Origin of the sequence: Hyphomicrobium album (assembly GCF_009708035.1) — a bacterium.
GTDB classification, from domain to species: Bacteria; Pseudomonadota; Alphaproteobacteria; order Rhizobiales; family Hyphomicrobiaceae; genus Hyphomicrobium_A; species Hyphomicrobium_A album.
Genome location: NZ_WMBQ01000001.1, coordinates 2,403,055 through 2,427,374, shown reverse-complemented (window position 1 = coordinate 2,427,374; position 24,320 = coordinate 2,403,055). Strand labels below are relative to the sequence as shown.

Annotated in this window: 23 protein-coding genes; 11 read left to right on the top strand and 12 right to left on the bottom strand. The window is 66.2% G+C overall.

Annotated features, from left to right (window positions below):
* Window positions 1-54: 54 nt before the first annotated feature.
* Window positions 55-735: a YggS family pyridoxal phosphate-dependent enzyme gene (locus GIW81_RS11535; RefSeq protein WP_154739319.1), complete on the bottom strand. Its 681-nt coding sequence runs from the start codon at window positions 733-735 to the stop codon at window positions 55-57.
* Window positions 736-814: 79 nt separating this feature from the next.
* Here GIW81_RS11535 and leuS point away from each other — a divergent pair, with 79 nt between their 5' ends.
* The 5 genes from leuS to GIW81_RS11510 all read left to right on the top strand — a co-directional run bounded on the left by leuS (window position 815) and on the right by GIW81_RS11510 (window position 6,944).
* Window positions 815-3,439, top strand: coding sequence for a leucine--tRNA ligase (leuS, locus tag GIW81_RS11530; RefSeq protein WP_154739318.1), 2,625 nt, complete (start codon window positions 815-817; stop codon window positions 3,437-3,439).
* 118 nt (window positions 3,440-3,557) lie between these two features.
* Window positions 3,558-3,998: a hypothetical protein gene (locus GIW81_RS11525; RefSeq protein ID WP_229309149.1), complete on the top strand. Its 441-nt coding sequence runs from the start codon at window positions 3,558-3,560 to the stop codon at window positions 3,996-3,998.
* Between the two features lie 53 nt (window positions 3,999-4,051).
* Window positions 4,052-5,089, top strand: coding sequence for a DNA polymerase III subunit delta (gene holA, locus GIW81_RS11520; RefSeq protein WP_154739316.1), 1,038 nt, complete (start codon window positions 4,052-4,054; stop codon window positions 5,087-5,089).
* 97 nt (window positions 5,090-5,186) lie between these two features.
* Window positions 5,187-6,188 carry an adenosine kinase gene (locus GIW81_RS11515; RefSeq protein ID WP_154739315.1) on the top strand — a complete coding sequence of 334 codons (1,002 nt, stop codon included), beginning with the start codon at window positions 5,187-5,189 and terminating at the stop codon, window positions 6,186-6,188.
* Between the two features lie 249 nt (window positions 6,189-6,437).
* On the top strand, window positions 6,438-6,944 hold the full coding sequence (locus tag GIW81_RS11510) for a hypothetical protein (protein WP_154739314.1): 507 nt from the start codon (window positions 6,438-6,440) through the stop codon (window positions 6,942-6,944).
* A gap of 81 nt (window positions 6,945-7,025) precedes the next feature.
* On the opposite strand, the gene coaA is transcribed toward GIW81_RS11510, so the two are convergent.
* The 7 genes from coaA to mnmE all read right to left on the bottom strand — a co-directional run bounded on the left by coaA (window position 7,026) and on the right by mnmE (window position 14,103).
* Complete coding sequence (gene coaA, locus GIW81_RS11505; RefSeq protein WP_154739313.1) at window positions 7,026-7,979, bottom strand: type I pantothenate kinase; 954 nt, start codon at window positions 7,977-7,979, stop codon at window positions 7,026-7,028.
* 36 nt (window positions 7,980-8,015) lie between these two features.
* Window positions 8,016-8,336 (bottom strand): phosphoribosyl-ATP diphosphatase, encoded by a 321-nt coding sequence (locus tag GIW81_RS11500; protein WP_154739312.1) that lies wholly within the window; start codon window positions 8,334-8,336, stop codon window positions 8,016-8,018.
* Between the two features lie 71 nt (window positions 8,337-8,407).
* Complete coding sequence (locus GIW81_RS11495; RefSeq protein ID WP_154739311.1) at window positions 8,408-9,277, bottom strand: ParB/RepB/Spo0J family partition protein; 870 nt, start codon at window positions 9,275-9,277, stop codon at window positions 8,408-8,410.
* 29 nt (window positions 9,278-9,306) lie between these two features.
* Window positions 9,307-10,131 carry a ParA family protein gene (locus tag GIW81_RS11490; protein ID WP_154739310.1) on the bottom strand — a complete coding sequence of 275 codons (825 nt, stop codon included), beginning with the start codon at window positions 10,129-10,131 and terminating at the stop codon, window positions 9,307-9,309.
* A complete protein-coding gene (rsmG, locus tag GIW81_RS11485) occupies window positions 10,128-10,805 on the bottom strand; it encodes a 16S rRNA (guanine(527)-N(7))-methyltransferase RsmG (protein ID WP_154739309.1) in 678 nt (225 codons plus the stop codon). The genes GIW81_RS11490 and rsmG overlap by 4 nt, the downstream gene beginning before the upstream one ends.
* Window positions 10,802-12,673 carry a tRNA uridine-5-carboxymethylaminomethyl(34) synthesis enzyme MnmG gene (gene mnmG / locus GIW81_RS11480; protein ID WP_154739308.1) on the bottom strand — a complete coding sequence of 624 codons (1,872 nt, stop codon included), beginning with the start codon at window positions 12,671-12,673 and terminating at the stop codon, window positions 10,802-10,804. Before mnmG ends, rsmG begins: the two co-directional genes overlap by 4 nt.
* 101 nt (window positions 12,674-12,774) lie before the next feature.
* The gene (gene mnmE / locus GIW81_RS11475) at window positions 12,775-14,103 is read right to left on the bottom strand and encodes a tRNA uridine-5-carboxymethylaminomethyl(34) synthesis GTPase MnmE (protein ID WP_154739307.1); all 1,329 of its coding nucleotides are present in this window, start codon (window positions 14,101-14,103) and stop codon (window positions 12,775-12,777) included.
* An 80-nt stretch (window positions 14,104-14,183) separates the two neighbouring features.
* On the opposite strand from mnmE, the gene GIW81_RS11470 reads away from it, so the two are divergent.
* Together GIW81_RS11470 and GIW81_RS11465 are read left to right on the top strand one after the other, a co-directional pair.
* Window positions 14,184-16,211, top strand: a complete 2,028-nt coding sequence (locus GIW81_RS11470) for a thioredoxin domain-containing protein (protein WP_154739306.1) — start codon at window positions 14,184-14,186, stop codon at window positions 16,209-16,211.
* Between the two features lie 146 nt (window positions 16,212-16,357).
* Window positions 16,358-17,329: a sterol desaturase family protein gene (locus GIW81_RS11465; protein ID WP_154739305.1), complete on the top strand. Its 972-nt coding sequence runs from the start codon at window positions 16,358-16,360 to the stop codon at window positions 17,327-17,329.
* A gap of 88 nt (window positions 17,330-17,417) precedes the next feature.
* Here the strand turns inward: GIW81_RS11465 and GIW81_RS11460 are convergent, their stop codons facing one another.
* From GIW81_RS11460 to hemE, 4 genes are all read right to left on the bottom strand, one after another.
* On the bottom strand, window positions 17,418-17,762 hold the full coding sequence (locus GIW81_RS11460) for an endonuclease domain-containing protein (RefSeq protein WP_154739304.1): 345 nt from the start codon (window positions 17,760-17,762) through the stop codon (window positions 17,418-17,420).
* A gap of 204 nt (window positions 17,763-17,966) precedes the next feature.
* Complete coding sequence (rho, locus tag GIW81_RS11455; RefSeq protein WP_154739303.1) at window positions 17,967-19,232, bottom strand: transcription termination factor Rho; 1,266 nt, start codon at window positions 19,230-19,232, stop codon at window positions 17,967-17,969.
* A gap of 229 nt (window positions 19,233-19,461) precedes the next feature.
* Window positions 19,462-19,881: a protoporphyrinogen oxidase HemJ gene (hemJ, locus tag GIW81_RS11450; RefSeq protein WP_154739302.1), complete on the bottom strand. Its 420-nt coding sequence runs from the start codon at window positions 19,879-19,881 to the stop codon at window positions 19,462-19,464.
* A 3-nt stretch (window positions 19,882-19,884) separates the two neighbouring features.
* On the bottom strand, window positions 19,885-20,952 hold the full coding sequence (gene hemE / locus GIW81_RS11445) for a uroporphyrinogen decarboxylase (RefSeq protein WP_154739301.1): 1,068 nt from the start codon (window positions 20,950-20,952) through the stop codon (window positions 19,885-19,887).
* 436 nt (window positions 20,953-21,388) lie between these two features.
* On the opposite strand from hemE, the gene GIW81_RS11440 reads away from it, so the two are divergent.
* From GIW81_RS11440 to coaE, 4 genes are read left to right on the top strand one after another with little or no spacing between them, the layout of a single operon-like run.
* Window positions 21,389-22,246: a pyruvate, water dikinase regulatory protein gene (locus GIW81_RS11440; RefSeq protein ID WP_154739300.1), complete on the top strand. Its 858-nt coding sequence runs from the start codon at window positions 21,389-21,391 to the stop codon at window positions 22,244-22,246.
* Window positions 22,230-22,850, top strand: coding sequence for a Maf family protein (locus tag GIW81_RS11435; protein WP_154739299.1), 621 nt, complete (start codon window positions 22,230-22,232; stop codon window positions 22,848-22,850). The genes GIW81_RS11440 and GIW81_RS11435 overlap by 17 nt, the downstream gene beginning before the upstream one ends.
* Entirely contained in the window at window positions 22,847-23,680 is an 834-nt protein-coding gene (locus GIW81_RS11430; protein WP_154739298.1) for a shikimate dehydrogenase, read from the top strand. The genes GIW81_RS11435 and GIW81_RS11430 overlap by 4 nt, the downstream gene beginning before the upstream one ends.
* Window positions 23,677-24,294, top strand: coding sequence for a dephospho-CoA kinase (gene coaE, locus GIW81_RS11425; RefSeq protein WP_154739297.1), 618 nt, complete (start codon window positions 23,677-23,679; stop codon window positions 24,292-24,294). The genes GIW81_RS11430 and coaE overlap by 4 nt, the downstream gene beginning before the upstream one ends.
* Window positions 24,295-24,320: the final 26 nt, after the last annotated feature.

The window sequence follows — 24,320 nt, the reverse complement described above, 5'->3', positions numbered from 1 at the left end:
TAGCACCGGCAGCGCGCCCGCAATCCGCACGCCCGTAAATCGCGTTGGAAAACTTCAGGGATTGGGACGCGAGCCGAAAATCGCCGAGCCGACGCGGACATGCGTGGCGCCGAAAGCGACGGCCGTCTCGAAGTCGTCGCTCATGCCCATGCTGAGTCCTGCCAGGCCGTTCTCGGCCGCAAGCTTGGCGAGGAAGGCAAAGTGCAGCGCCGCCTCCTCGTCGACGGGGGGGATGCACATCAACCCGGTGATCTCCAACTGCAGCTCGTCGCGACACAGGGCCAGCAGAGTCGGGAGCTCGCTCGGCGGCACGCCCGCCTTCTGCGGCTCCTCGCCGGTGTTGACCTGCACAAACAGTTCCAGCCGCCTGCCCTGCTTTTTCATCTCCTCGGCGAGCGCGCGGGCGATCTTTTCCCGGTCGATGGAGTGGATGGCGTCGAACAGCTCGACCGCCTCCTTCGCCTTGTTCGACTGCAACGGGCCGATCAGGTGCAGCTCGAGGTTGGGATACTCGGCCTTCAGCGCCGGCCACTTGGCTTTCGCCTCCTGCACCCGGTTCTCGCCGAAGATGCGCTGACCAGCAGCGAGCACGGGAATGATCTCTGCCGCGCCGAAGGTTTTCGACACGACGATGAGGCGGACGTCGGCCGCCGCGCGCCCGGCCGCTTCCGCCGCCAGGGCAATCCGCAGCTGGGTCTCGGCAAGACGGGCCGCCGTTTCAGCTTCCGGTGTCATCCGACCGCCTTGACCCCAATGGTGCTTTAAGGCTCATTACGCCGCTCAAAGCCGCTAAATTCCGAAAGTCCAACGCCGTATGGCCAATCAAAGCTACGACGCGCCCGAACGCGAGAAACACTGGCAGGAAGCCTGGGAGAAGGCGGACATCTTCCGCGCCTCTCACGAGGACGGCCGCCCGAAGTGCTACGTCCTCGAGATGTTTCCATATCCTTCGGGGCGCATCCACGTCGGCCACTCGCGCAACTACACCATGGGCGACGTGTTCGCACGCTACAAGCGCGCCAAGGGCTTCAATGTGCTGCACCCCATGGGCTGGGACGCGTTCGGCATGCCGGCGGAGAACGCCGCCATGGAGCGCAAGGTGCACCCGGCGGAGTGGACCTACCAGAACATCGACACCATGCGGCGGCAGCTCAAGTCGATGGGCCTGTCGCTCGACTGGTCGCGCGAGATCGCCACCTGCTCGCCGGACTACTACCGGCATCAGCAGAAGCTGTTCCTCGACATGCTGAAGCGGGGCCTCGCTTACCGCAAGGCCTCGAAGGTGAACTGGGACCCGGTCGACCACACCGTGCTCGCCAACGAGCAGGTGATCGACGGCCGCGGCTGGCGCTCGGGCGCGCTCGTCGAGCAGCGCGAGCTGACCCAGTGGTTCTTCAAGATCACCGAATATGCCGACGAGCTCTTGGAAGCGCTGCAGAACCTCGACAAGTGGCCGGAGAAGGTGCGCCTGATGCAGGCGAACTGGATCGGCCGCTCCGACGGGATGCTGGTGCGCTTCGCCCTCGACAAGAAAACGGCGCCCAAGGGCGAGTCCGAGGTCGAGGTCTATACGACGCGGCCTGACACGCTGTTCGGCGCGGCGTTCGTCGCCGTAGCGCCCGACCACCCGCTGGCGACCGCGGCCGCCAAACACAACCCCGACCTCGCCCGTTTCTGCGAGGAGTGCCGCCACATGGGCACGTCCGTCGCCGAATTGGAGACGGCCGAGAAGCAGGGCTTCGACACCGGCATCCGCGCCGTGCATCCGTTCGACAAGGACTGGACGCTGCCGGTCTACGTCGCGAACTTCATCCTCATGGACTACGGCACGGGCGCCATCTTCGGCTGCCCGGCGGGCGACCAGCGCGACCTCGACTTCGCGCGCAAGTACGATCTGCCGTTCAAGCCGGTGATCCTGCCGCCGGGCGAGGACGCCGCGACGTTCGCCATCAAGGACAAGGCGTTCGACGCCGACGGCACGATGATCAACTCGTCGTTCCTCGACGGCCTCGACACCAAGGCGGCGTTCGAGGAAGTCGCCGGGCGCCTGGAAAAGACGAAGCTCGGCAAGAAGCCGGCCGGCACCCGCAAGGTGAACTACCGCCTGCGCGACTGGGGCATCTCGCGGCAGCGCTATTGGGGCTGCCCGATCCCGATCATCCACTGCGAGAAGTGCGGCACTGTCCCCGTGCCGGATGCCGACCTGCCGGTGGAGCTGCCGACGGACGCGACGTTCGACAAGCCCGGCAATCCGCTCGACCGTCACCCGACGTGGAAGCACGTGAAGTGCCCGTCGTGCGGGGGCGAGGCGCGTCGCGAGACGGACACCATGGACACGTTCGTCGACTCGTCGTGGTACTTCGTGCGCTTTACCGCCCCGCACGCCAAGACGCCCGTCGACAAAACGGAGGCCGCCTACTGGCTTTCGGTCGACCAGTACATCGGCGGCATCGAGCACGCGATCCTGCACCTGCTCTATTCGCGCTTCTTCACGCGCGCGCTGTGCGACACCGGTCACCTGAAGCTGAATCAGAACGTGCGCGAGCCGTTCGCCGCCTTGTTCACGCAGGGCATGGTCACCCACGAGACCTACAAGTCGCGCCGCGGCGGCTGGCTGCAGCCGGCCCAGGTGCGCATCGAGGGCGAGGGGGCCACGCGCCGCGCGATCGAGATCTCGACCGGCGACACGGCGACGATCGGCTCGGTCGAGAAGATGTCGAAGTCGCGCAAGAACACCGTCGATCTCGACGATTTTGTCAGCCGCTACGGCGCCGACGTGGCGCGCTGGTTCGTGCTGTCCGACAGCCCGCCGGAGCGCGACGTCATCTATACGGACGTCGGCGTCGACGGAGCCCGCCGCTTCGCCCAGCGCATCTGGCGCCTCGTCGATCAGGGCGCCGACAGCGCCGCCCCGAAGGGCACGCCCATGCCGGCGGCGTTCAGCCCCGAGGCAATGGCGCTCCGCCGCGCGTCGCACAAGGCGCTCGACCAGGTGGCCCGGTCCATCGAGGGCCTGCGCTTCAATGTGGCCGTTGCCCAGGTCTACGAGTTCACAAATGTTCTGGGTGGGGCCTTGGGGAAAGCGGGGGAAGATTTCGCCTGGGCCCAGCGCGAGGCGCTCGAGTTTCTGGTGCAGACGATCGGCCCAATGATGCCGCATTTGGCCGAGGAATGCTGGGCGCGGCTCGGATACAACACACTGCTCGCCAATCAGGCCTGGCCGGAGGTCGATCCGGCGTTGCTCGTTGACGATACGATCACCATTGCCGTACAGGTGAATGGTAAGCGACGGGATGAGTTAACGATTGCCCGAACAGCCAATTCCGGGGAAATCGAGGCCGCTGCACTCAGGCTTGAGCCGGTGCAGAGGGCCCTCGAGGGACGGCCGGCAAAGCGGGTCATCGTTGTGCCTCAGAAGATTGTAAACGTCGTCGTTTGAGGACGAGCACGGGGGACGGCGCTTGAAGGCTCGCCGCCGAGGGATGATCCGGGTTGTGTTCGCGTGTGCTGCGGCATCCATGCTCGTGGCCGGCTGCGGCGATTCCGGTTTCCGGCCAATGTACGCCTCCAGCGCCATCGTCGGTGGCGCCGAGCTCAGTGAAAAGCTCAAAGAACTCGAAGTTGCGCCCATTCCAGGCCGCGTCGGTCAGCGCCTGCGCAACGAGCTGATCTACCAGTCGACCGGCGGCGGCCTCGCGGCCCAGCCCGTCTATCGTCTCGAGATCGTCATCCGCGAGTCGCTGACGCCTACCCTGGTGCAGATCGACGGCAACTCATCGGGCAGCGTCTACAATCTCGACACCAGCTTCCGCCTCGTACGCATCGCCGACCGCTCGGTGGCGCTGACGGGCGAGAGCCACGGCCGCGTCGCCTTCCAGCGCTTCGACAGCGTGTTCGCCAACGTGCGGGCCCGCCAGGACGCCGAGGATCGCGCCGCCAAGACCGTCGGCGAAGAGCTCAAGGGGCGCGTCGCCGCCTTCCTCTCCGGCAACGCCTGATAACGCAGCGCGTGACGCAGTGCGGCCGTCATATGCTATGACGGCGCGCAATCATGGTTGCCATCAAAGCGCATCAAGCTCAGTCATTCCTCAACCCGCCGGGACCTAAGCATCCCGCGGTGCTGTTCTATGGCACCGACGCGGGACTGGTGTCCGAGCGCGCCGCGAAGCTCGCCGCGCTGGTCGCCGCGCGCGACAACGGAGAGATCATCCGGATCGACGACACCGACCTCGATACCGACCCGGACCGCCTCGCTGTCGAGCTGCAGACGATCCCCATGTTCGGCGGATCCAAAGTCGTGCGCGCCACTGCCGGACGCCGCATCACCGCCCAGGCGCTGCAGCCGCTTCTGGTCGGGGGCACGCTTGCAGCGACGCTCATCGTCGAGGCCGGCAACCTGAAGCCGACCGACGCGATGCGCGCCATGTTCGAGAAGTCGGCGCAGGCCGCCGCCGTCGCCTGCTACGCGGACGAGGCGCGCGACATCGAAGGTCTCATCGCCGAGACGCTGAAGCCGCACGGGCTCGGCATCACGTCGGACGCGCGCGAGCTTCTCGTCGCCCGCATGGGTGCCGACCGGGCGTTGTCGCGCGGCGAGATCGAGAAGCTCGCCCTCTACGCCGCCGGGCGGAAGGAGATCGAAGCGTCCGACATCGAGGCGATCGTCGGCGATGCCTCCGAGCTCGCCATCGACCGGACGCTCAATGCCGCCGCAGGGGGCGACGCCAGACGGGCCGTCGCCGAGTATTCGCGCGCCCTCGCCGCCGGCGAGAGCCCGCAGCTGATCATCCTTATGCTGCAGCGGCACTTGCAGCGCCTGCACCGCATCAGGACGGACCTCGATGCCGGGAGCTCCTTCGAGGACGTGATCCGCCAGCAGCGGCCGCCCGTGCATTTCAAGCAGAAAGACGCGCTCGGCGTTCAGTGCCGGCTGTGGTCGTCACCCCGGCTCGCCCAGGTACTGAAGCGGACGGCGGAGGCCGCCAAGGCGGCACGCCTCACCTCGGCACTCGAGGAGGCCATCACCGAGGATTTGCTCATCGCGGTGGCCGCCGCGGCGCGGCCGGCCCCGGCCCGGGGGGCGCATTAGCCAAGCCAGCACTTGGTTTTTGGCATATTCGTCCAGCCGACTTGTCGGGCGCGGCGCGGTGCCTATAGTGCGCGGCTATCACGACATTGGGGGGTTTATGCAAGAGACGCGCTACGACGTTGTCGGCATCGGCAATGCCATCGTCGACATCTTCGGACACTGCGACGACGCCTTCTTGTCGAAGCACGACCTCGCCAAGGGCTTCATGCGCCTCATCGATGCGCAGGAGGCCGACCGTCTGTACGGCCTCATGGGCCCTGCGATGGAGCGCTCGGGCGGCTCGGCCGCCAACACCATCGCCGGGCTCGCATCGTTCGGCGGCAAAGGCGCCTTCATCGGCCGCGTCGCCGACGACCAGTTCGGCAAGGTGTTCTGGCACGATATCCGCGCCTCGGGCGTTGCCTTCGGGACGGCGCCGGCGACGGGCGGCCTGCCGACCGCGGTATGCCTGATCCTCGTGACGCCGGACGGCGAGCGCACGATGAATACCTTCCTCGGCGCCAGCACCGAGCTGGGACCCGCCGAGGTCGACGCGGCCATGATCGCCGCCGCCAAAGTCACGTACCTTGAGGGCTACCTTTTCGATAAGCCCGAGGCCAAGGACGCGTTTCACGCCGCTGCCGCCATCGCCGCCAAGGCCGGTCGCAAGACTGCCCTGTCGCTCTCCGACGCGTTCTGCGTCGATCGCCATCGCACTGACTTCCGCAAGCTCGTCAAAAGCGAGATCGACATCTTGTTCGCCAACGAGAAGGAGATCACCGCGCTCTACGAGGTGAACAGCTTCGACGAGGCGGCGGCGGCCGTGCGCGGCGAATGCGAGATCGCCGTGCTGACGCGCTCGGAAGCCGGGTCGGTGATCGTCACGCAGAAGGAGACCGTGCAGGTGCGCCCGACGCGCGTCGAGAAGGTGGTCGACGCCACGGGCGCCGGCGATCTCTACGCTGCGGGTTTCCTCTATGGCTACACGCGCAATCTGAAGCTCGTCGATTGCGGGCGGCTCGGCAGTCTCGCTGCCGCCGAGGTGATCAGCCACCTCGGAGCGCGGCCCGAGCTTCCGCTCTCGGCTATCGCCAAGCAGGAAGGGTTGATCGCCGGCTAAGGCCGCGGATGCGCTGTAGCTCGGCCGGTATCCCATACAAGGCGCGGGTGCATTTGCGCCACAACGCCCGCCGATTGCACCGGCTGGCTGCTACAATGCATTTATTCTCCCTGGCAACGCTCTGACGCACAAACATAATCCCAATACCGATTCGAGCCGATCTCGAAGGTCATGGGGACCGATTGCATGCCGACCATGCACGCGCGTTATGGGCGTCCAAAGGGTAGCGGCCTCGACGATAGCCGGCACTTGCGGAGCCTCGCGGCACTGCTCGCCGCCAATCCGGCTCTCAAGCCGACCACCGCCATCCGCTCGCTTGGGGTCGAAAATCCCTCCGTCATTCGCCGCCTGCGCGACAAGTTTCACGCCGATCAGGCCCGCCTGATGGCCGACGCCCGGCGCATCTCCCAAACCAATGGCCGTGCGCTTGCCCGCCCCGGCCCGTTTCAACCCGCCGCGCGGCGGCCACTCGCCGCCAGCGTGCGCACCCATATCCCGGCCGCCAACGACGCCGCGCCGGAAGAGACTGTCGCCGCCGCTACCGCCCACACCGCGACGCAGCCCCCGCTGCCCGCAATCTGGTGTGACCTTGGGCTATGGGCGGTCGCAACGGCGATAGAGCAGCAAGCGGTGCTGGCCCGGCACTGGCTGCAATTACCAGCGGTCGAAAACGCCATGCGAGGTCAACTCGCAGTCGGCGCTTTCATTGTCGCGGTCATGGCGCCGCGAAAACCGCCGAAGCCGCGCACTCATTGAGCGGCACTCCCTGCACCTAATCTAGAGCTAGAGCGCGTCACTTGACGGGCCGCCTCCCCAGGCGGTCCTTTTTTTGTCTGGTCAAAGTTTGCGTAGAGCGACCGATTCGACGTGATGGTCGGCTTCCTTGCGCAGAATGAGGCGCGCCCGCTGCCGCGTCGGCAGGATGTTCTCTTCCAGGTTCTTGAGGTTGATCGAGCGCCAGATCTCGAGCGCGCGGGCTTGCGCCGCCTCCGGCGACAGGCCCGCATACTGGTGGAAGTAAGCGGCCGGGTCGCGGAACGCCGTGGTGCGCAGGCGCATGAAGCGGGTGACGTACCAGTCCTCGATCACCGCGGGGTCGGCGTCGAGATAGATCGAGAAATCGAAGAAATCCGACACGAACGGGATCACCTCGCCACCGCGCGGCATGCGCGCCGGCTGCAGGACGTTGAGTCCCTCGACGATGAGAATGTCGGGGCTTTCGACGACGACCTTCTGGTCGGGAATGATGTCGTAATGGAAGTGCGAATAGACCGGCGCCTCGACGCGCTTCACGCCCGACTTCACGCTGGCGAGGAAGTTCAGCAGACGCGCCGTGTCAAAGCTTTCCGGGAAGCCCTTGCGGTCCATGATCTTGCGGCGTTCCAGCTCCTCATTGGGCATTAGGAAGCCGTCAGTGGTGATCTGGTCGACGCGCGGATGGTCCGGCCAGCGCGCCAGCAGCGCCTTCAGAACACGCGCCGTGGTGCTCTTGCCGACTGCCACGGAGCCGCCGACGCCGATGATGAAAGGCACCTTGCCGTCGGTACGGCCGAGGAACTTCGAAGATATCGAATGGAGCTGCTGCGCCCCCGCCACGTAGAGATTCAGGAGGCGCGACATCGGCAGGTAGATCTGCTCGACCTCCTCGACCGACAGCTCCTCGATGAGACCGGAGAGCTGCTCGAGCTCGCTCTCCTTCAGGGTCATCGGGGTGTCGGCGCGCAACCGCGCCCATTCCTCGCGCTCGAAGACGCGATAGGGCGAGAACTGGAGGTTGGCGGGATAGGACATCGCGGTCACGCCGAGCCGGGATTTCTGGTTGTTATATCAGCCCTTGCTGCGCTCGGCCTTCTCTTTAAGGCCAGAGACGCCCTGCCGCTTGTCGAGCACGGCGAGCACGTCATTGAGCGCTACGCCGCGGCTCTCCAGCAGCACCAGCAAATGGTAGATGAGATCGGCGGCTTCCGCCTTTAGCTGTTCGTCGCCCTCGGAGGTCCCGGCGATGACCGTCTCGATCGCCTCCTCGCCGAGCTTCTTGGCGCACCTGGCCGGGCCGGCGTCGAGCAGCTGGCGCGTGTAGGAGCTGTCCGCGGTCGCCGACCGGCGGGCGCTGATGGTGGCCGCGAGTTGCAGCAACACGTCGCTCATGGCGCGATCCTCAACGGGCGCAAGGAGTTATAGCGTCCGGCAGATGCAGCAACGGCAGCGTGGCGTCAAGCTCAAGTGCCGCCCAGGCGCTGGCGGATATAGTCGAGCTGGTCGAAGTTGCCGAACTTGATGACCAGGTTGCCGCTCTCGCCGGAGCCGCGCTTGATCTCGACCTTGAGGCCGAGGACGTTGGAAAGATCCTTCTCGAAGGCCTTGGTATCGGGGTCCTTGTCGCGGGGGGTGCGCGAAACCGGTCCGCCGGGCGGTACCTCGCCGCCACCCTGCACCAGCGCCTCGACCTCGCGGACGTTGAGGCCCTCGCTGACAATGCGCTGCGCCAGGCCGTCGGCGTCGTTGCGGCCGATGAGGGCGCGCGCATGCCCGGCGGTGAGCCGGCCGTCCTGCACCATCGTCTGTACGCCGTCGGGGAGCTTCAGCAGGCGCAGCGTGTTGGCGACGTGGCTGCGCGACTTGCCGATGATCTCGGACAGCTGCTCCTGGCTGTAGTCGAAACGCTCGATCAGCTCGCGATAGCCCGACGCCTCTTCGATGGCGTTGAGGTCGGCACGCTGCACGTTCTCGATGATGGCGAGCTCGAGAACTTCCTTGTCGGTGAGGTCGCGGGCGATGACCGGCACGGTGTGCAGGCCGGCCTTCTGCGCCGCCCGCCAGCGGCGTTCGCCGGCGACGATCTCATAGCCGCCCTCGGCGGGGCGCACGATGATCGGCTGCACAAGGCCCTTCGAGCGAATCGACTCCGTCAGCTCCGCAAGCTCATCTTCGCGGAAGTCCTTGCGCGGATTGAGCCGGCTGGGGCGCACATCGGCCGTCGCCACCATGCGCTGCTGGCCCTCGGGCGGGAGCGACGCCACGCCGGGCACGGGCTCCTTCATGAGAGCAGCAAGGCCGCGTCCAAGACGGCTGGGCAGGGGTGCGTTCATGGGTCCTCTGAAGGCTCGGGCTCTCGTTATCAGGCGGCTTGGTTACGGCGCTCGCGCTCGATGATCTCGGTCGCGAGCTTGATGTAGGCCTGGCTGCCGGCGCAGTCGAAATCGTAGAGCAGGATCGGCTTGCCGTGCGACGGCGCCTCGGCCACGCGCGTGTTGCGCGGGATGATCGTCTCGTAGACCTTGGGGCCGAAGAAGGCGCGGACGTTGTCGGCGACTTCCTTCGACAACGACGTGCGCGCATCGTGCATCGTCAGCACGACGCCCTGGATTTCCAGCGTCGGGTTCAGCGTGGCGCGGATCTGGTCGATCGATTCCTTGAGCTGCGAAATGCCCTCCAGCGCAAAGAACTCGCACTGCACCGGCACCAGCACCGCGTTCGCCGCCGACAGCGCGTTGAGCGTCAAAAGATTGAGCGACGGCGGGCAGTCAATCAGCACGTAGGCGAAGGTTTGCTCGGGCGGCAGCGTGCGCTGCCTGGCGACGAGCGCCGACACCGCATCCCGCAGACGAAACGGCCGGTTGGCGTCCGTCAGCTCGGCCTCGATCCCGACGAGATCAGAGTTCGCCGGCACCACATAGAGGCCGGGCACCGCCGTCGGCTGCGCACACTCCAGGAGACCGGTACCGCCGATGAGGACGTCATACGACGTCTTCGGCCGGCTCTCGATGTCGATGCCGAGCCCCGTCGATGCGTTGCCCTGCGGATCGAGATCGATGACCAGCACGCGCTCGCCGACCGAGGCCAGCGCGGTTCCGAGATTGATGGCCGTCGTCGTCTTGCCGACGCCGCCCTTTTGATTGGCGATTGCCAGCGTCCGGGTAGCTCCGGCTCGCGTCGCGCTCATCGCGGTTGACCCTCCGTTTTGGCCTCTAACGCGCGGATTACGACGATTCGACCACCCGCGTCGGACACGCTCGGATGCAGCTCGGCCTCAAAGGCCCACCGCGCCCTGGCCGCGTCTACCTCGGTCTCCGCCTCGCGGCCCTTCAGGAACAGCCCGGTGGTCTGGGCTGAGAAGGCCGGAGCCGCCAGCTCGAGCAGGCGCGGCAAGGGTGCCAACGCGCGTGCGGTGATCACGTCGACAGCGCCAAGCTTAGATTGAGTCGCGGCTTTCTCGATTCGCTCAGGGCGGATGTCCACAGGTGCTCCAGTGCGGCGGCCCACTTCGGCGAGGAAAGCGGCCTTGCGGGTGTCGCTTTCAATGAGCGTGACTTTGGCTCCTTCGCGGTTGGCCAACATGATCGCCAGAACGAGGCCTGGAAATCCGGCGCCGGAGCCGAGGTCGAGCCAGCGCTTGGCATCCGGCGGGGCGAGGGCGAGGAGCTGGGCGGAATCGGCGAAGTGGCGCGACCAGACAGCATCGAGGGTACTGGGGGCGACAAGATTGATCGTCTTCTGCCACTGGCGCAGCAGCCCCTCGTAAGTCGAAAGTTTATCAATCGTTTCACGTGAAACGTTGAAGGTGCGGGCGAAGTCCTCGGGCCCCGAGATTTCGGCCGCGGCGGTGCGGGCGCTCATGCCGATTTCCGCACCGGCGCCGCCTTGAGCTGCGCCAGCAGGATGAGGAGCGCCGCCGGGGTGATGCCGTCGATGCGCGCCGCCTGGGCCAGCGTCGCCGGGCGATGCTGGCCGAGCTTCTGGCGCACCTCGGTCGAGAGACCGGGCAGGGCGCCGAAGTCGAAGCCGGCGGGGATGCTCAGCGCCTCGTCCCGGCGCAGGGCGGCGACATCGAGGTCCTGGCGCTCTACGTAGGCGGCGTAGCGCGCGTCAACGGCGACCTGCTCGGCGATGGCAGGCGATAGCGCGCCGATCTCCGGCCAGATGCTCGCGAGACGGGCGATGTCGACGCCCGGGAGCGCGAGAAGGTCGAAGGCGGAGCGGCGACGGCCGTCGCGGTTGACGTCAAGGCCATGGCGTCCTGCTTCCGACGGCGTCAGCGAGAGCGCCCGCAGCATGACGCCAGCCGCCGCAAGGGACTGGGCCTTGGCCTCATAGGCAACTTGCCTTGCAGCACCAACACAGCCCACGTCGAGGCCCAACGGAGTCAGGCGCTGGTCGGCATTGTCGGCACGCAGGCGCAGCCGGTACTCGGCGCGGGACGTGAACATACGGTAGGGCTCGGAGACGCCGCGGGTCACGAGGTCGTCGATCATGACGCCGAGATAGCCGTCGGCGCGGGAGACGACGAAGTCAGGCTCGCGGCCTCCGGCGAGCAGCGCGGCGTTGATTCCGGCCGCCAATCCCTGCGCCGCCGCTTCCTCGTATCCCGTCGTGCCGTTGATCTGCCCGGCGAGGAAAAGCCCGGGCAAACGTTTCACGTGAAGCGCCGGCGAGAGCTCCCGCGGGTCCACGTAGTCGTACTCGATGGCGTAGCCCGGCCGCTTGATGACGGCCTTTTCCAGCCCCGGCATCGTGCGGATGAAGGCCTCCTGCACCTCGGCGGGGAGCGAGGTTGAGATGCCGTTGGGGTAGACGGTGTCGTCGTCCAGGCCTTCCGGCTCGAGGAAGACCTGGTGGGTCTCGCGGCCGGCGAAGCGCACGACCTTGTCCTCGATCGACGGGCAATAGCGCGGGCCTGTCGAGGAAATCTGCCCGGAATACATCGCCGAACGGCCGAGATTGGCGCGGATGATGGCGTGCGCCGCCTCGGTAGTTCGAGTGATGGCGCAGGTGACCTGGGGCGTGGTGATCCGTTCGGTCAGGAAGGAGAAAGGCACCGGCGGGTCGTCGGCCGCCTGCTGCTCCAGCGCGTTCCAGTCGATCGAGGCCTTGGAGAGACGAGCGGGAGTGCCGGTCTTGAGGCGCCCGAGTTGCAGACCCAAGCCATAGAGCCGCTCGGAGAGCTTGCGGGCCGGGGCCTCGCCGGCGCGCCCCGCCGGGATCTGCTGCTCGCCCAGGTGGATCAGGCCGTTGAGGAAGGTGCCGGTGGTCAGGACCACGGCCCCGGCGGCCAGCGTTCGGCCCCCTCCGGTGACCACGCCGGTGACTCGGCCGTTCTCGACGACCAGATCCTCCACGCCGCCTTCGACGACCTCGAGGTTGGCCGTGGCGCGGATCGCCGCCTGCATGGCCTGCCGGTAGAGCTTGCGGTCCGCCTGGGTGCGCGGGCCCTGCACGGCCGGGCCCTTGGAACGATTGAGAAGTCGGAACTGGATGCCGGCGACGTCGGCGACGCGGCCCATCAGGCCGTCGAGGGCGTCGACCTCGCGCACCAGGTGGCCCTTGCCGAGGCCGCCGATGGCGGGATTGCACGACATCTCCCCGATGGTCGCGAACGTATGCGTGACCAGCGCCGTCCGGGCGCCCATGCGGGCAGCCGCGGCCGCGGCTTCGCAGCCGGCATGGCCGCCGCCCACAACGATCACGTCGAACTTGGCGTCTGACATCCTAGGGAATCCGGGGTTTCGGGCGCCGAACCTAGCCGTAGCGGGCCGGCGAATCAAAGGCCCCGGCGTGGTTAACAAGGGGTTTCACGTGAAACATTGGCTCACTTGCCGATGCAGAAGCGCCCGAAGATCTCGCCCAGCACGTCCTCCACGTCGACGCGGCCGGTGATGCGGCCGATGGCCTGGGTAGCGCGCCGCAGGTCCTCGGCGCGGAGTTCGTACTGGTCCGCCGGCCCGTTCATGTACTCATGCACCGAGTTCATGCACTCCATGAACCGCTCCCTGTACCGCGCACGGGTGATGGCCGGCGCGGACAGGTCGCCGACACGCTCACGGGCGCGCTGCGCGATGGCGGCAACGAGTTCGGGCAGACCGGCGCCGGTCTTGGCCGACACGCCGAGCCGGCCGTCCGCGACAGCACCGGAGATATCAATCTTGCTGGCGAGGGGGAGAAAAAACGTGTCCCCGCGACCTGAGACTTCGGGCGGGGGCGGCACGAGCGGCGCCGTCGCCTCGCTCAGCCAAAGGACGAGGTCGGCGTCGCGCGCGTGGGCCAGAGTGCGGCGGATGCCTTCCTTCTCGACGGCACCCCGAGGCTCGCGGATGCCGGCGGTGTCGGAGACGATGACCGGTAGGCCATCGAGATCGAGGCGCACCTCGATCACGTCGCGGGTGGTGCCGGCTTCCTCGGAGACGATAGCCGCATCGCGCCGGGCCAGGGCATTGAGCAGGCTCGACTTGCCGGCGTTGGGCGGTCCCGCCAGCACGACGCGAAAGCCGTCGCGAAGGATCTCGCCGCGGTTGCCGTCGTCGAGATGGGCAGCGATTTCGCCTTCGAGCTTGCCGACGATGGTGCGCGCCCGCTCCATCGCGTCGGCCGCCACGTCGCCCTCGTCGCTGAAATCGATGGCCGCCTCGGTGAGTGCGCTCGCCTCGAGCAGAGCGCGACGCCAGCCCTCGTAGAGCTCGGATAGTGCGCCACGCATCTGCGCCAAAGCCTGGTGACGCTGCGCCTCCGTCTCCGCCTCGATGAGGTCGGCGAGGCCTTCGACCTGCGCCAGGTCGAGCTTGCCGTTCTGGAAGGCGCGGCGCGCGAACTCGCCCGGCTCGGCGAGCCGGCAGCCGGCCTGGCGGCCGAGCACGCCGAGGACGGCTTTGACGATCGATGGGCCGCCGTGGAGGTGCAGCTCGGCCATGTCCTCGCCGGTTTCGGTGCGCGGCGCGGCAAAGAAAAGGACCAGCGCCTCGTCCAGCACCTCTGCCGATTGCGGGTCGCGGATACGCCGCAGGGCGGCGACCCGATCCTTCGGCCGCGGGGGCGCCAGAGCGTCCACGACAAATCCCGCGCGCTCACCGCTGACCCGCACGACGGCGATGCCGGCGCGCCCCGGCGCGCTTGAAAGGGCAAAGATTGTGGGGGACTCAGCCATGCATCGACCTAGCCGTTCCGGCGTTAAGACCCCATGTTAGCGCGCAACTGCCAAAACCGGCGTGCAGCCAAGGGATCGTCATGAGCGAGAACCGTCTCAGCAAAGAGACGAGCCCCTATCTCCTGCAGCACAAGGACAACCCCGTCCACTGGTGGGCTTGGGGACCGGAGGCGCTGGCCGAGGCGAAGCGCACCAACAAGCCGATCCTGCTGTCGGTCGGTTACGCGGCCTGCCACTGGTGCCACGTCATGGCGCACGAGAGCTTCGAGGACGAAGCGACGGCGGCGGTGATGAACGAGCTGTTCGTGAACATCAAGGTCGACCGCGAAGAGCGGCCCGACATCGACGCCATCTACATGGGCGCTCTGCATGCGTTGGGTGAGCAGGGCGGCTGGCCGCTGACGATGTTCCTCGACCAAGAGGCCCGCCCGGTGTGGGGCGGCACGTATTTTCCCAAGCAGCATCGCTTCGGCCGCCCGGCGTTCGTCGACGTCCTGCAGCGCGTCTCCGCCGTGTTCCGCGAGGAGCCGGAGAAGGTCGCCGAGAATGCCAACGCGCTGACCGCCGCCTTGCAGAACCCGGATCAGGCGACGACCGCCCCGATGATCGACGATCGGCTCCTCAAGGACCTGACCACGCGCATGGTGCCGGCGGTGGATGCCGTGCATGGCGGCCTACAAGGCGCGCCCAAGTTTCCGCAATGGAGCATCTTCTGGCTGCTCTGGCGCGGCGGCATCCGCTACGACCACGCGCCGGCGCGCGAGGCGGTCGTGCGCACGCTCGACAACATCTGCCAGGGCGGCATCTACGATCATCTCGGCGGCGGCTTCGCCCGCTACTCGGTCGACGAGCTCTGGCTCGTCCCCCACTTCGAGAAGATGCTCTACGACAATGCGCTGCTCATCGACCTGATGACCGAGGTCTATCGCGAGACCGGGTCCCCGCTCTACAGGGCGCGCGTCGCCGAGACGGTCGAATGGCTCGAGCGCGAGATGATCGCCGAGGGCGGCGGCTTCGCCGCCTCGCTCGATGCCGACTCGGAAGGCGAGGAAGGCAAGTTCTACGTCTGGTCGCTGGATGACGTGCTGCGCATTCTCGGCGGGGAGGACGGGCGCTACTTCGCACAGGTCTACGACGTCACTGCCGACGGCAATTTCGAAGGCCACAACATCCTCAATCGCCTGAACCGCCTCGCGCTGCGCTCCGATGAGGAGGAAGCGCGGCTGCGGAAACTACGCGCGACGCTGATGGCCGAGCGCGACAAGCGCGTGCGCCCCGGCTGGGACGACAAGGTGCTCGCCGATTGGAACGGGCTGATGATCGCCGCGCTGGCGCGCGCCTCGGTCGTGTTCGAGCGGCCCGAATGGCTGGAGCTCGCCAAGCGCGCGTTCGATTTCGTCGTCACGCGCATGACCGAGAACGGGCGGCTCAAGCATGCCTATCGCGCCGGTCGGGCGAAGGCGCCGGCGACCGCCTCCGACTACGCCAACATGATCTGGGGCGCGCTGCGCCTCAACGAGGCGACGAACGAGCAGCGCTATTTCGACCAAGCCGCCGCATGGGTCGAGGTGCTCGACAAGCACTACTGGGTCGAAGGCAAGGGCGGCTATGCAACTTCAGCCGACGATACGCGCGACGTGATCGCGCGCCTGCGCCCGGGGACCGACGACGCGACTCCCAACGCCAACACCATCATGCTGGCCAATCTCGTGGCGCTCGCCACGCTCAGCGGCGAGACCCGGTACGTCGAACGTGCGGCCCAGTTGCTGGCCGCCTTCGCCGGCGAAGTGGGGCGTAACATTGTCGCACACACAGGGCTCCTGGCGAGCACATTTGATTTGCTTAAGCCGCAGCAAGTCGTCCTTGCCGGACAGCATCTGGAGGGCGGAGCGGAGCTGATGAAGGTCATCAGAAGTATTTCTTTGCCCGGCGCGCTGCAGTACGCTTTGAACGACACTGCGAATGGTGCCACATTACCGGGCCTTCGCGACAAGAACGCTGTTAACCGGCGAGCGGCAGCCTATGTGTGCATAGGTCCACAATGCTCTCCGTCGCTGACCGAGCCCTCGGACCTCGCGAAGGCGCTGAAAGAACAACGAAGTTTGTAAACAAGCTCGCTACGCGTGCGGTGCCAATCTCGAACGGGTTTCATTCCGGCGCGTTGCTACGACCAGCTGAAGCCGCATAAGCCCGCCTGTCGAGGGGTGTCTGAGTTGCCCAACAGCCGCGACAACTCGATTCGGAGACCGATTTGATGCCAGCACTACGCGCGATCGTGCGCTACGGCTACGCACCTTTCATGATGCTCGGCCTGACCGCCGCCGCGTATTTGGTGGTTTCGGAATTGGCCGTCGCTGGCGACAACCCGTGGGCCTATCTATGGCTTGCGCCGCTGCTGGTACTCGCCTACGCGACCGCGTTCGGCGCCGAGAAAATCGCTCCGTTCTTCGATGAGTGGAACGACCACCACGAGCATGGCGACACTCCGACGACCGTGCTGCACATCCTCGTCTACGAATATCAGTCGATCGTCGGCGTGGTGCTGATCCCGGTGATCTGCTGGCTGTTCCCGTTCCAGGGCTTGTGGCCGACGCAGTGGCCGCTGTGGGCGCAGGTCATCGTCGCCTTCGTCATCTCCGACTTCATGTTCATGATCATGCACTACATCAGCCACCGCTACGCGCCGCTGTGGCGGTTGCATGCGGTGCACCACGGTGTCGGGCGGCTCTATGGCATGAACGGCGTGATGCGCCATCCGCTGCATCAGGTCATCGACATGATCATTGCCAACGCGCCGCTGGTCATCATCGGCATGCCGGTGCCGGTGGCGGTGATGCTCGGCTTCATGATCTCGATCACGCTCATCGTGCAGCATTCGAACGTCGATGCGCGGTTGGGGCCGCTGCAGAAGCACCTGTCGATCGGGCGCATCCATCACCTGCACCACGTCAATTGGGGCACCGAAGGCGACTGCAATTTCGGCCTGCTGCTGACGATCTGGGATCGCCTGCTCGGCACCTTCCACGAGAAGCCGCCGCGCGAGATCACGGCGAAGGATTTGGGCGTCGACGAGGTGCCGAACTTCCCCAAGGGCTATGTCGAGCAGTTCCTGTTCCCGCTCCACTACAAGCCGGGGCAGGGCGAGCCGGAGCGCTATCGCAAGCCGGCCGAGCCCGCGCCGACGCCGGCACAGGAAGCCCGCCGCATCGTCGACGCCGCGGAGTAGCTCGTTCTCGGAACTCCGGATGCTACGTAACCTCTCCCAGGGGGAGAGGTCGACGCGAAATGCGTAGAATTGAGCGGCGGGCGAGGGGTTATAGGCGCCCGAGTTCCAGCAAGATCCAGTCGAGCACGCCGTCGAGATTCTTGTAGATGTCGGTGTGGGTCACGCGGACAACGTGAAATCCGAAGCTCTCTATCTCGGTGGTCCGACGTGCGTCACGCGCGATTTCCTCATCTGTCGAATGAGTCGCCCCGTCGACTTCGATTACGAGCTTTCGCTCCAGCGAAACGAAGTCCACGATATAAACTCCGATGGGATGTTGGCGCCGGAACTTGCAACCATCAAGGTGCCGGTTGCGCAGCTCGCGCCAAAGAATCTCCTCGGCGCGCGGCTGCTCTGTCCGCAGGCATCTGGCCCTCGATTTGAAGCGGTTCATCCCCTCACCCGGCTGGCGCGCCAACGCGCGTCCAGCCGACCTCTCCCTACGGGAGAGGTTAGCGTACACCATGTCGCTCGGCGAGCGCGTCTGGGTCCCGCCTGCGCGGCCATGACGTTTCTTTAAACGTGCGCTTGAGAATCAAGAAGAAGGGCCGCTGGTGAGCGGCCCTTTCGCGTTTCAGAGATGCCGCGCGGGCGGCGATCAGGTGTTCATCGAGGAGAAGAACTCGCCGTTGGTCTTGGTCGAGCGCAGCTTGTCGATGAGGAACTCGATGCCGTCCATCGTCCCCATCGGGTTGAGGATGCGGCGGAGCACGTAGACCTTCTTGAGCTGGTCCTTCGGCACGAGCAGGTCTTCCTTGCGGGTACCCGAGCGGGCGACGTCGATGGCCGGGAACACGCGCTTGTCGGAGACCTTGCGGTCGAGAATGATTTCCGAGTTACCGGTGCCCTTGAACTCTTCGAAGATCACCTCGTCCATGCGCGAGCCGGTGTCGACGAGCGCCGTGGCGATGATGGTCAGCGAGCCGCCTTCCTCGATGTTGCGGGCGGCGCCGAAGAAGCGCTTGGGGCGCTGCAGGGCGTTGGAGTCGACGCCGCCGGTCAGCACCTTGCCAGAGGACGGCACGACGGTGTTGTAGGCGCGGCCGAGGCGGGTGATGGAGTCCAAAAGGATGATCACGTCGCGCTTGTGCTCGACGAGGCGCTTCGCCTTCTCGATCACCATTTCCGAGACCTGCACGTGGCGCGACGGCGGCTCGTCGAAGGTCGAGGAGATGACCTCGCCCTTTACCGAGCGCTGCATGTCGGTGACCTCTTCCGGGCGCTCGTCGATGAGCAGCACGATCAGGTAGCACTCGGGATGATTGACTGCGATGGAGTGGGCGATGTTCTGCAGGAGCACCGTCTTACCGGTGCGCGGCGGAGCGACGATGAGGCCGCGCTGGCCCTTGCCGATCGGCGCCACGATGTCGATGACCCGCGGGGAGAAGTCCTTGACCGTCGGATCCTCGGTCTCGAGCTTCAGCCACTTGGTAGGATAGAGCGGCGTCAGGTTGTCGAAGTTGATCTTGTGCTTCGTCGCCTCGGGGTCTTCGAAGTTGATCTTGCTGACCTTGAGGAGGGCGAAGTAGCGCTCGCCGTCCTTGGGGCCGCGAATCTGGCCCTCGACCGTATCGCCGGTGCGCAGGGCAAAGCGGCGGATCTGGGAGGGCGAAACGTAGATGTCGTCGGGGCCGGGCAAATAGTTGGCGTCAGGCGAGCGGAGGAAGCCGAAGCCGTCCTGCAGCACCTCGACGACGCCCGTGCCGGTGATTTCGATTTCCTTGGCGGCGAGCTGCTTCAGCGTCGCGAACATCAGCTCCTGCTTGCGCATGGTGCTGGCGTTCTCGACGCCGTTCTCTTCCGCAAAGCTCAGCATCTCCGTGGGAGACTTGAGCTTCAGGTCTTCGAGCTTCATTTCAGTCATAGAACGCTCCGGGGGGCCACGGCGTTTGAGGCGGGAAGAGAGGGTGCCGCGGCGAGAAAGGTGGGGGATGGGGTATTCGTGGCCAATGCCACGGGCGGTCTGCCGTGCCCCTTGAGGTGGAGCGCCGGCGACCAACTCACAGGCCTGAGCGGCCCCGAGTCGATGCGGAATTCGAATTACGTATAGCAGATGGAAAAGCCAGAGAAAAGCGGCTCCGACAATAATTTGCTTAGAAGGGCTTGAGAACGACGAGAAGAACGATCGCGATGAGGAAAATGGTCGGGACCTCGTTGGCCACCCGATAGAATTTCGCGGAACGTGTGTTTCGGTCGGCCGCGAAGTCCTTCGTCCAGCGGCTGAGCGCTCCCTGGTAGCCCGAGAGCAGGAAGACCAGCGCGAATTTCGCCTGCAACCAATGGTCCGTGTAGTAGCCGGTCCACCAGGCGAGCGTCAGGCCGCTGATCCAGACCAGGGCCATCGCCGGCGTCATGATCGCCGTCAGGAGCCGGTGCTCCATCTTCTTGAAGGTCTCGGAGAGCTGCGACCCGACGGGGGCGTCCGCGTGATAGACGAAAAGTCGCGGCAGGTAGAACAGTCCGGCGAACCAGGCGACGACGGCCATGATGTGGAAGGCCTTGAGCCACAGCATCGGTCAGATGCCCTCGCGTACGAGCTCGACCAGGCGGGCAACATTCTCCGGTGGGGTATGCGGCACGATGCCGTGACCGAGGTTGAAGATGTAGGGCGCGCCGCGCATGGCGGCGAGTGTCTCACGCACCCGGGCGTCGAGTTTCGGGCCGCCGGCGGCGAGCAATAGTGGGTCGAGATTGCCTTGCGCGGCAACACCCTCGCGGTCGGCGAGATCGCGCATATGCTGCAATGGCATCGCCGTATCGCATCCCAGTCCCTCGACCCCCGTTGCCTTGACGTAGCGCCCTGCGTTGGTCCCCGCCCCGCGCGGAAACCCGATGATCGGCGTGTCCGGGTGCCGACGCTTCAGCTCTGCGGCGATTCTACGGGTCGGCGCCACCACCCAGGTGTCGAATTCCCCATCGGGGAGGTTGCCTGCCCAACTGTCGAAGATCTGCAGGGCGTCGGCGCCGGCGCGCACCTGGCCGTCGAGGTAGTCGATCGAGGCGTCCGTCACCGTGTCGATCAGCGCGGCAAATGTCACGGGGTCGCGGTAGGCGAGTTCGCGCGCCGCCGCCTGATCCGATGAGCCCTGGCCACCGACCATGTAGGTCGCAACCGTCCACGGTGCGCCGCAAAACCCGATCAGCGCCGTTTCGCGCGGCAGGTCTTGGCGCAGCCGCTGCACGGTTTCGTACACGCGGGCAAACTTGCCGTCCGTTGCGCCGGGGTTGAGGCACGCGAGTTCGGTAGCCGAGCCGATCGGGTCGAGGCGCGGGCCTTCGCCTTCGACGAAGCGGACGCCCTGGCCCAGCGCATCCGGGACGACGAGGATGTCGGAGAACAGGATCGCCGCGTCAAAGCCGTAACGGCGGATCGGCTGCAGCGTCACCTCGGCAGCGAGCTTCGACGTGTAGCACAGCTCGAGGAAGCCGCCGACCGACGCGCGCACCTCGCGGTACTCGGGCAGATAGCGGCCCGCCTGGCGCATCAGCCACATCGGCGGCGGCCAGACTGCCTGACCCTCGAGCACGCTGACGAGCGTCAACTGCGCTGAAGGCTTGGGTGCGGGTTCGGCCGGGGAACGCATGTGCTACTAAACCAATCTAAGATTCTTAGACTTTTATTGCTCTTACTATTAGGGCCGTGGGTTGTGGGGATTGCCGGTTGTCCTACCCTAATCCCACGGCCGCGCACAGGGGTCGCGGCGAGACGGCCGATGTAGTGGTACGCGCGGGCGGCAGACCACTAGGCCCGGCGAAGGCGTCGCCGATCAATGGACTAGCACGGGCTGTGCGGCTGCAACCCGAAGGCTTCGACTGTTGAGAGCCTATGGAATAGCATCGCGGAGCGCACCGATCCCTCCGGCGGCGGCAAACTCCAGGTTCGGCTATGCAAAAGCGGCTCAGCGTGTGCAGTTTCGTGGACAGCGTACGTGGCTCGGGTCGAACGGCCCCGCGTTGCAGCGGCGCTCTTAATAACCCAGGCAGTTGTCAACACCCTATCCCGCTGGAATCACGAAACGCATGACAAGCGGCCTGCCGAGCTTCTTCCACCTGCATCTCGTCTCGGACTCCACCGGCGAGACTTTGACGACGATTGCCAAGGCGGCATCGGTCCAATACGCGCTCGTGCGGCCGATCGAGCATGTGCATCCCCTGGTGAGAACTCCCCGACAACTGAAACGCGTGCTGCAGGAGATCGAGCAGGCGCCCGGCATCGTGCTCTACACCATCACCAACAAGGAGCTGTCGGAGGAGCTTGAGCGGCGCTGCACCGAGTTGAAGATGCCGTGCCTCGCCGTGCTGGCGCCCATTATGCAGGTGCTGGAAGGATATCTCGGCGCGCCGCGGACGCCGACCGTCGCCGGCCAGCACGTTCTCGACGCCGACTATTTCAGGCGCATCGACGCGCTGAACTTCACGATGGCGCACGACGACGGGCACTTGCCCGAGGATCTGAACGACGCCGATATCATCGTGCTGGGCATCTCGCGCACGTCGAAAACTCCGACCAGCATCTATCTCGCCCAGCGCGGCTACAAGACGGCCAACCTGCCGCTCGTGCCGACGATCCCGCTGCCGGAGAAATTGACCAAGCCGCACCGGGCGTTCGTCGTTTGCCTCGTCGCCAGCCCCGATCGGCTGGCGGAGGTGCGCCGGCACCGGGCAATGATGCTGGCCGACCGCAATCTCGGCGATTACGTCGATCGCGACCGCATCGCCGCGGAGCTTGCCTATTCGCGCAAGATCTGCGCCCAGAACGGCTGGCCGGTTATCGACGTGACGCGGCGCTCGGTGGAAGAATCGGCCGCGCAGATCTTGAAGCTGATGCACGACCGGCAGGCGGGAATGGAAGAGGTGCACGATGCCGGCGAGGGCTAGCGCGAAGGATATCGTGCTGGCGTCGGGCAGCCGAGCGCGACGGGAGATGCTGGCGGCGGCCGGTGTGCCCTTCACGGTGCAGGCCGCCGACGTCGACGAGCCGGCGATCCGCGCGCGCATGCACGAGGTGGATCCACACGTCGATCCGAAGAAGGTCGCGGCCGTGCTGGCGGCTGCGAAAGCCGAGGACGTCGGCGCCAAGCAGCCGGGCGCGTTGGTCATCGGCGCCGACCAGGTGCTGGCGCTGGGCGACGAGTTGCTGAGCAAGACGCCGAGCATCGGCGCGGCGCGCGCGGCGTTGCGGAAACTGCGCGGCAAGACGCACGAGCTGCATTCGGCGGTTGCGTTCACCGAGAACGGCAAGGTGACGTGGGCGCACGTCGCAACCGCGCGGCTAACGATGCGCGAGTTCTCCGACGCGTTCCTCGACGACTACCTCAATCGCGCCGGCGACCGCGTCAGCCAGACGGTCGGTGCCTACGAGCTCGAAGGCCTCGGCGTGCAGCTGTTCGATCGGATCGAAGGCGACTACTTCACCATTCTCGGTATGCCGCTGCTGCCTGTGCTCGGTGAGCTGCGCGCGCGAGGGATGATCACCCAATGAACCGCGCTTGCGTCATCGGCTGGCCGGTCGAGCATTCGCGCTCGCCGCTGATCCACGGCTATTGGCTGAAGGAGTACGGCATCGACGGCAGCTACACGAAGGAAGCGGTGCGGGCCGAAGAGGTTGCGGAGTTCCTGCGGGGACTGAAAGAGCGCGGCTTTGTCGGCTGCAACGTGACGGTGCCGCACAAGGAGATGGCGTTCGCCATCGCTGAGGAAGCGGAAGAATCCGCCCGCGTCGTACAGGCGGCGAACACGCTGTGGCTGGAAGGCGACCGGCTGTTTGCGGCGAATACCGACACCTACGGTTTTATGACCTACCTCAGCCATTCGGTGCCCGACTGGCGCGCGCACGACGGGCCGGTATGCGTGCTCGGCGCCGGCGGCGCGGCGCGGGCGATCGTCTATGGCTTCCTCGACGCCGGCGTGGACGAGGTGCGCGTGTTCAACCGTACGCGCTCGCGCGCCGAAGCGATCGCCGAGCAGTTCGGACCGCGCGTGAAAGCCTTCGACTGGACCAACCGCAGCGACGGCGCGCGCGATGCTTGCGTGCTGGTCAATACGACCGCCGCCGGTTTGAAGGGGGCCGGTACGCTCGGCATGGATTTCGGCGGCTTCAACCAGGACTGCGTCGTCGCCGACATCGTCTACGTGCCGCTTGAAACGGAGTTCTTGGCGCAGGCGCGCGCGCAAGGCTTGCGCACGGTGGACGGCCTGGGGATGCTGCTTCATCAAGCCGTGCCCGGCTTCGAGAAGTGGTTCGGCGTGCGTCCACAGGTCACCGACAAGTTGCGCGCCGTGCTTGTCGCCGATATCGAGGGCAGAACATGATTGTCGTCGGGCTTACCGGCTCGATCGGCATGGGAAAATCCACAGCGGCTGCACATTTGCGTGCCCGCGGGTTGCCGGTGTTCGACGCCGACGCGGAAGTGCATCGTCTCTATGCCGGTGGAAAAGCAGTGGAGCGTATCGAGCGCGCGTTTCCGGGAACGACGTCGGCTACGGGCGTTGATCGCGGCAAGCTCTCCGCGGCGCTGATTGCCTATCCTGCGCGGCTGCGCGAGCTGGAGGCGATCGTGCATCCGATGGTGCGCGAGGCGGAGCGGTCGTTTCTGCGCGGCGAGGCCAAACGCGGCGCGCCCGTCGCGGTGCTGGAAATCCCGTTGCTGTTCGAGACCGAATTGAACCGCCTGATGGACGCCGTCATCGTGCTGAGCGCGCCGGCGGAGATCCAGCGCGCGCGGCTGCTGGAGCGGCCGGGCATGTCGGCCCAGAAGCTCGAACAGCTCCTCGCGCGGCAGTTGCCGGATGCGGAGAAGCGCGCCCGGGCGGATTTCGTTGTGGACACCGGCGGGAGCATCGAGGAGACCCGGGCCAAGCTCGACGGGATCGTCACCCAGCTGCAGAGTTGGTCGAGCCAGGCGTATGCCCGCCACTGGGCTTGACCCTAAGCGGCGAATCGCGGCGTCCA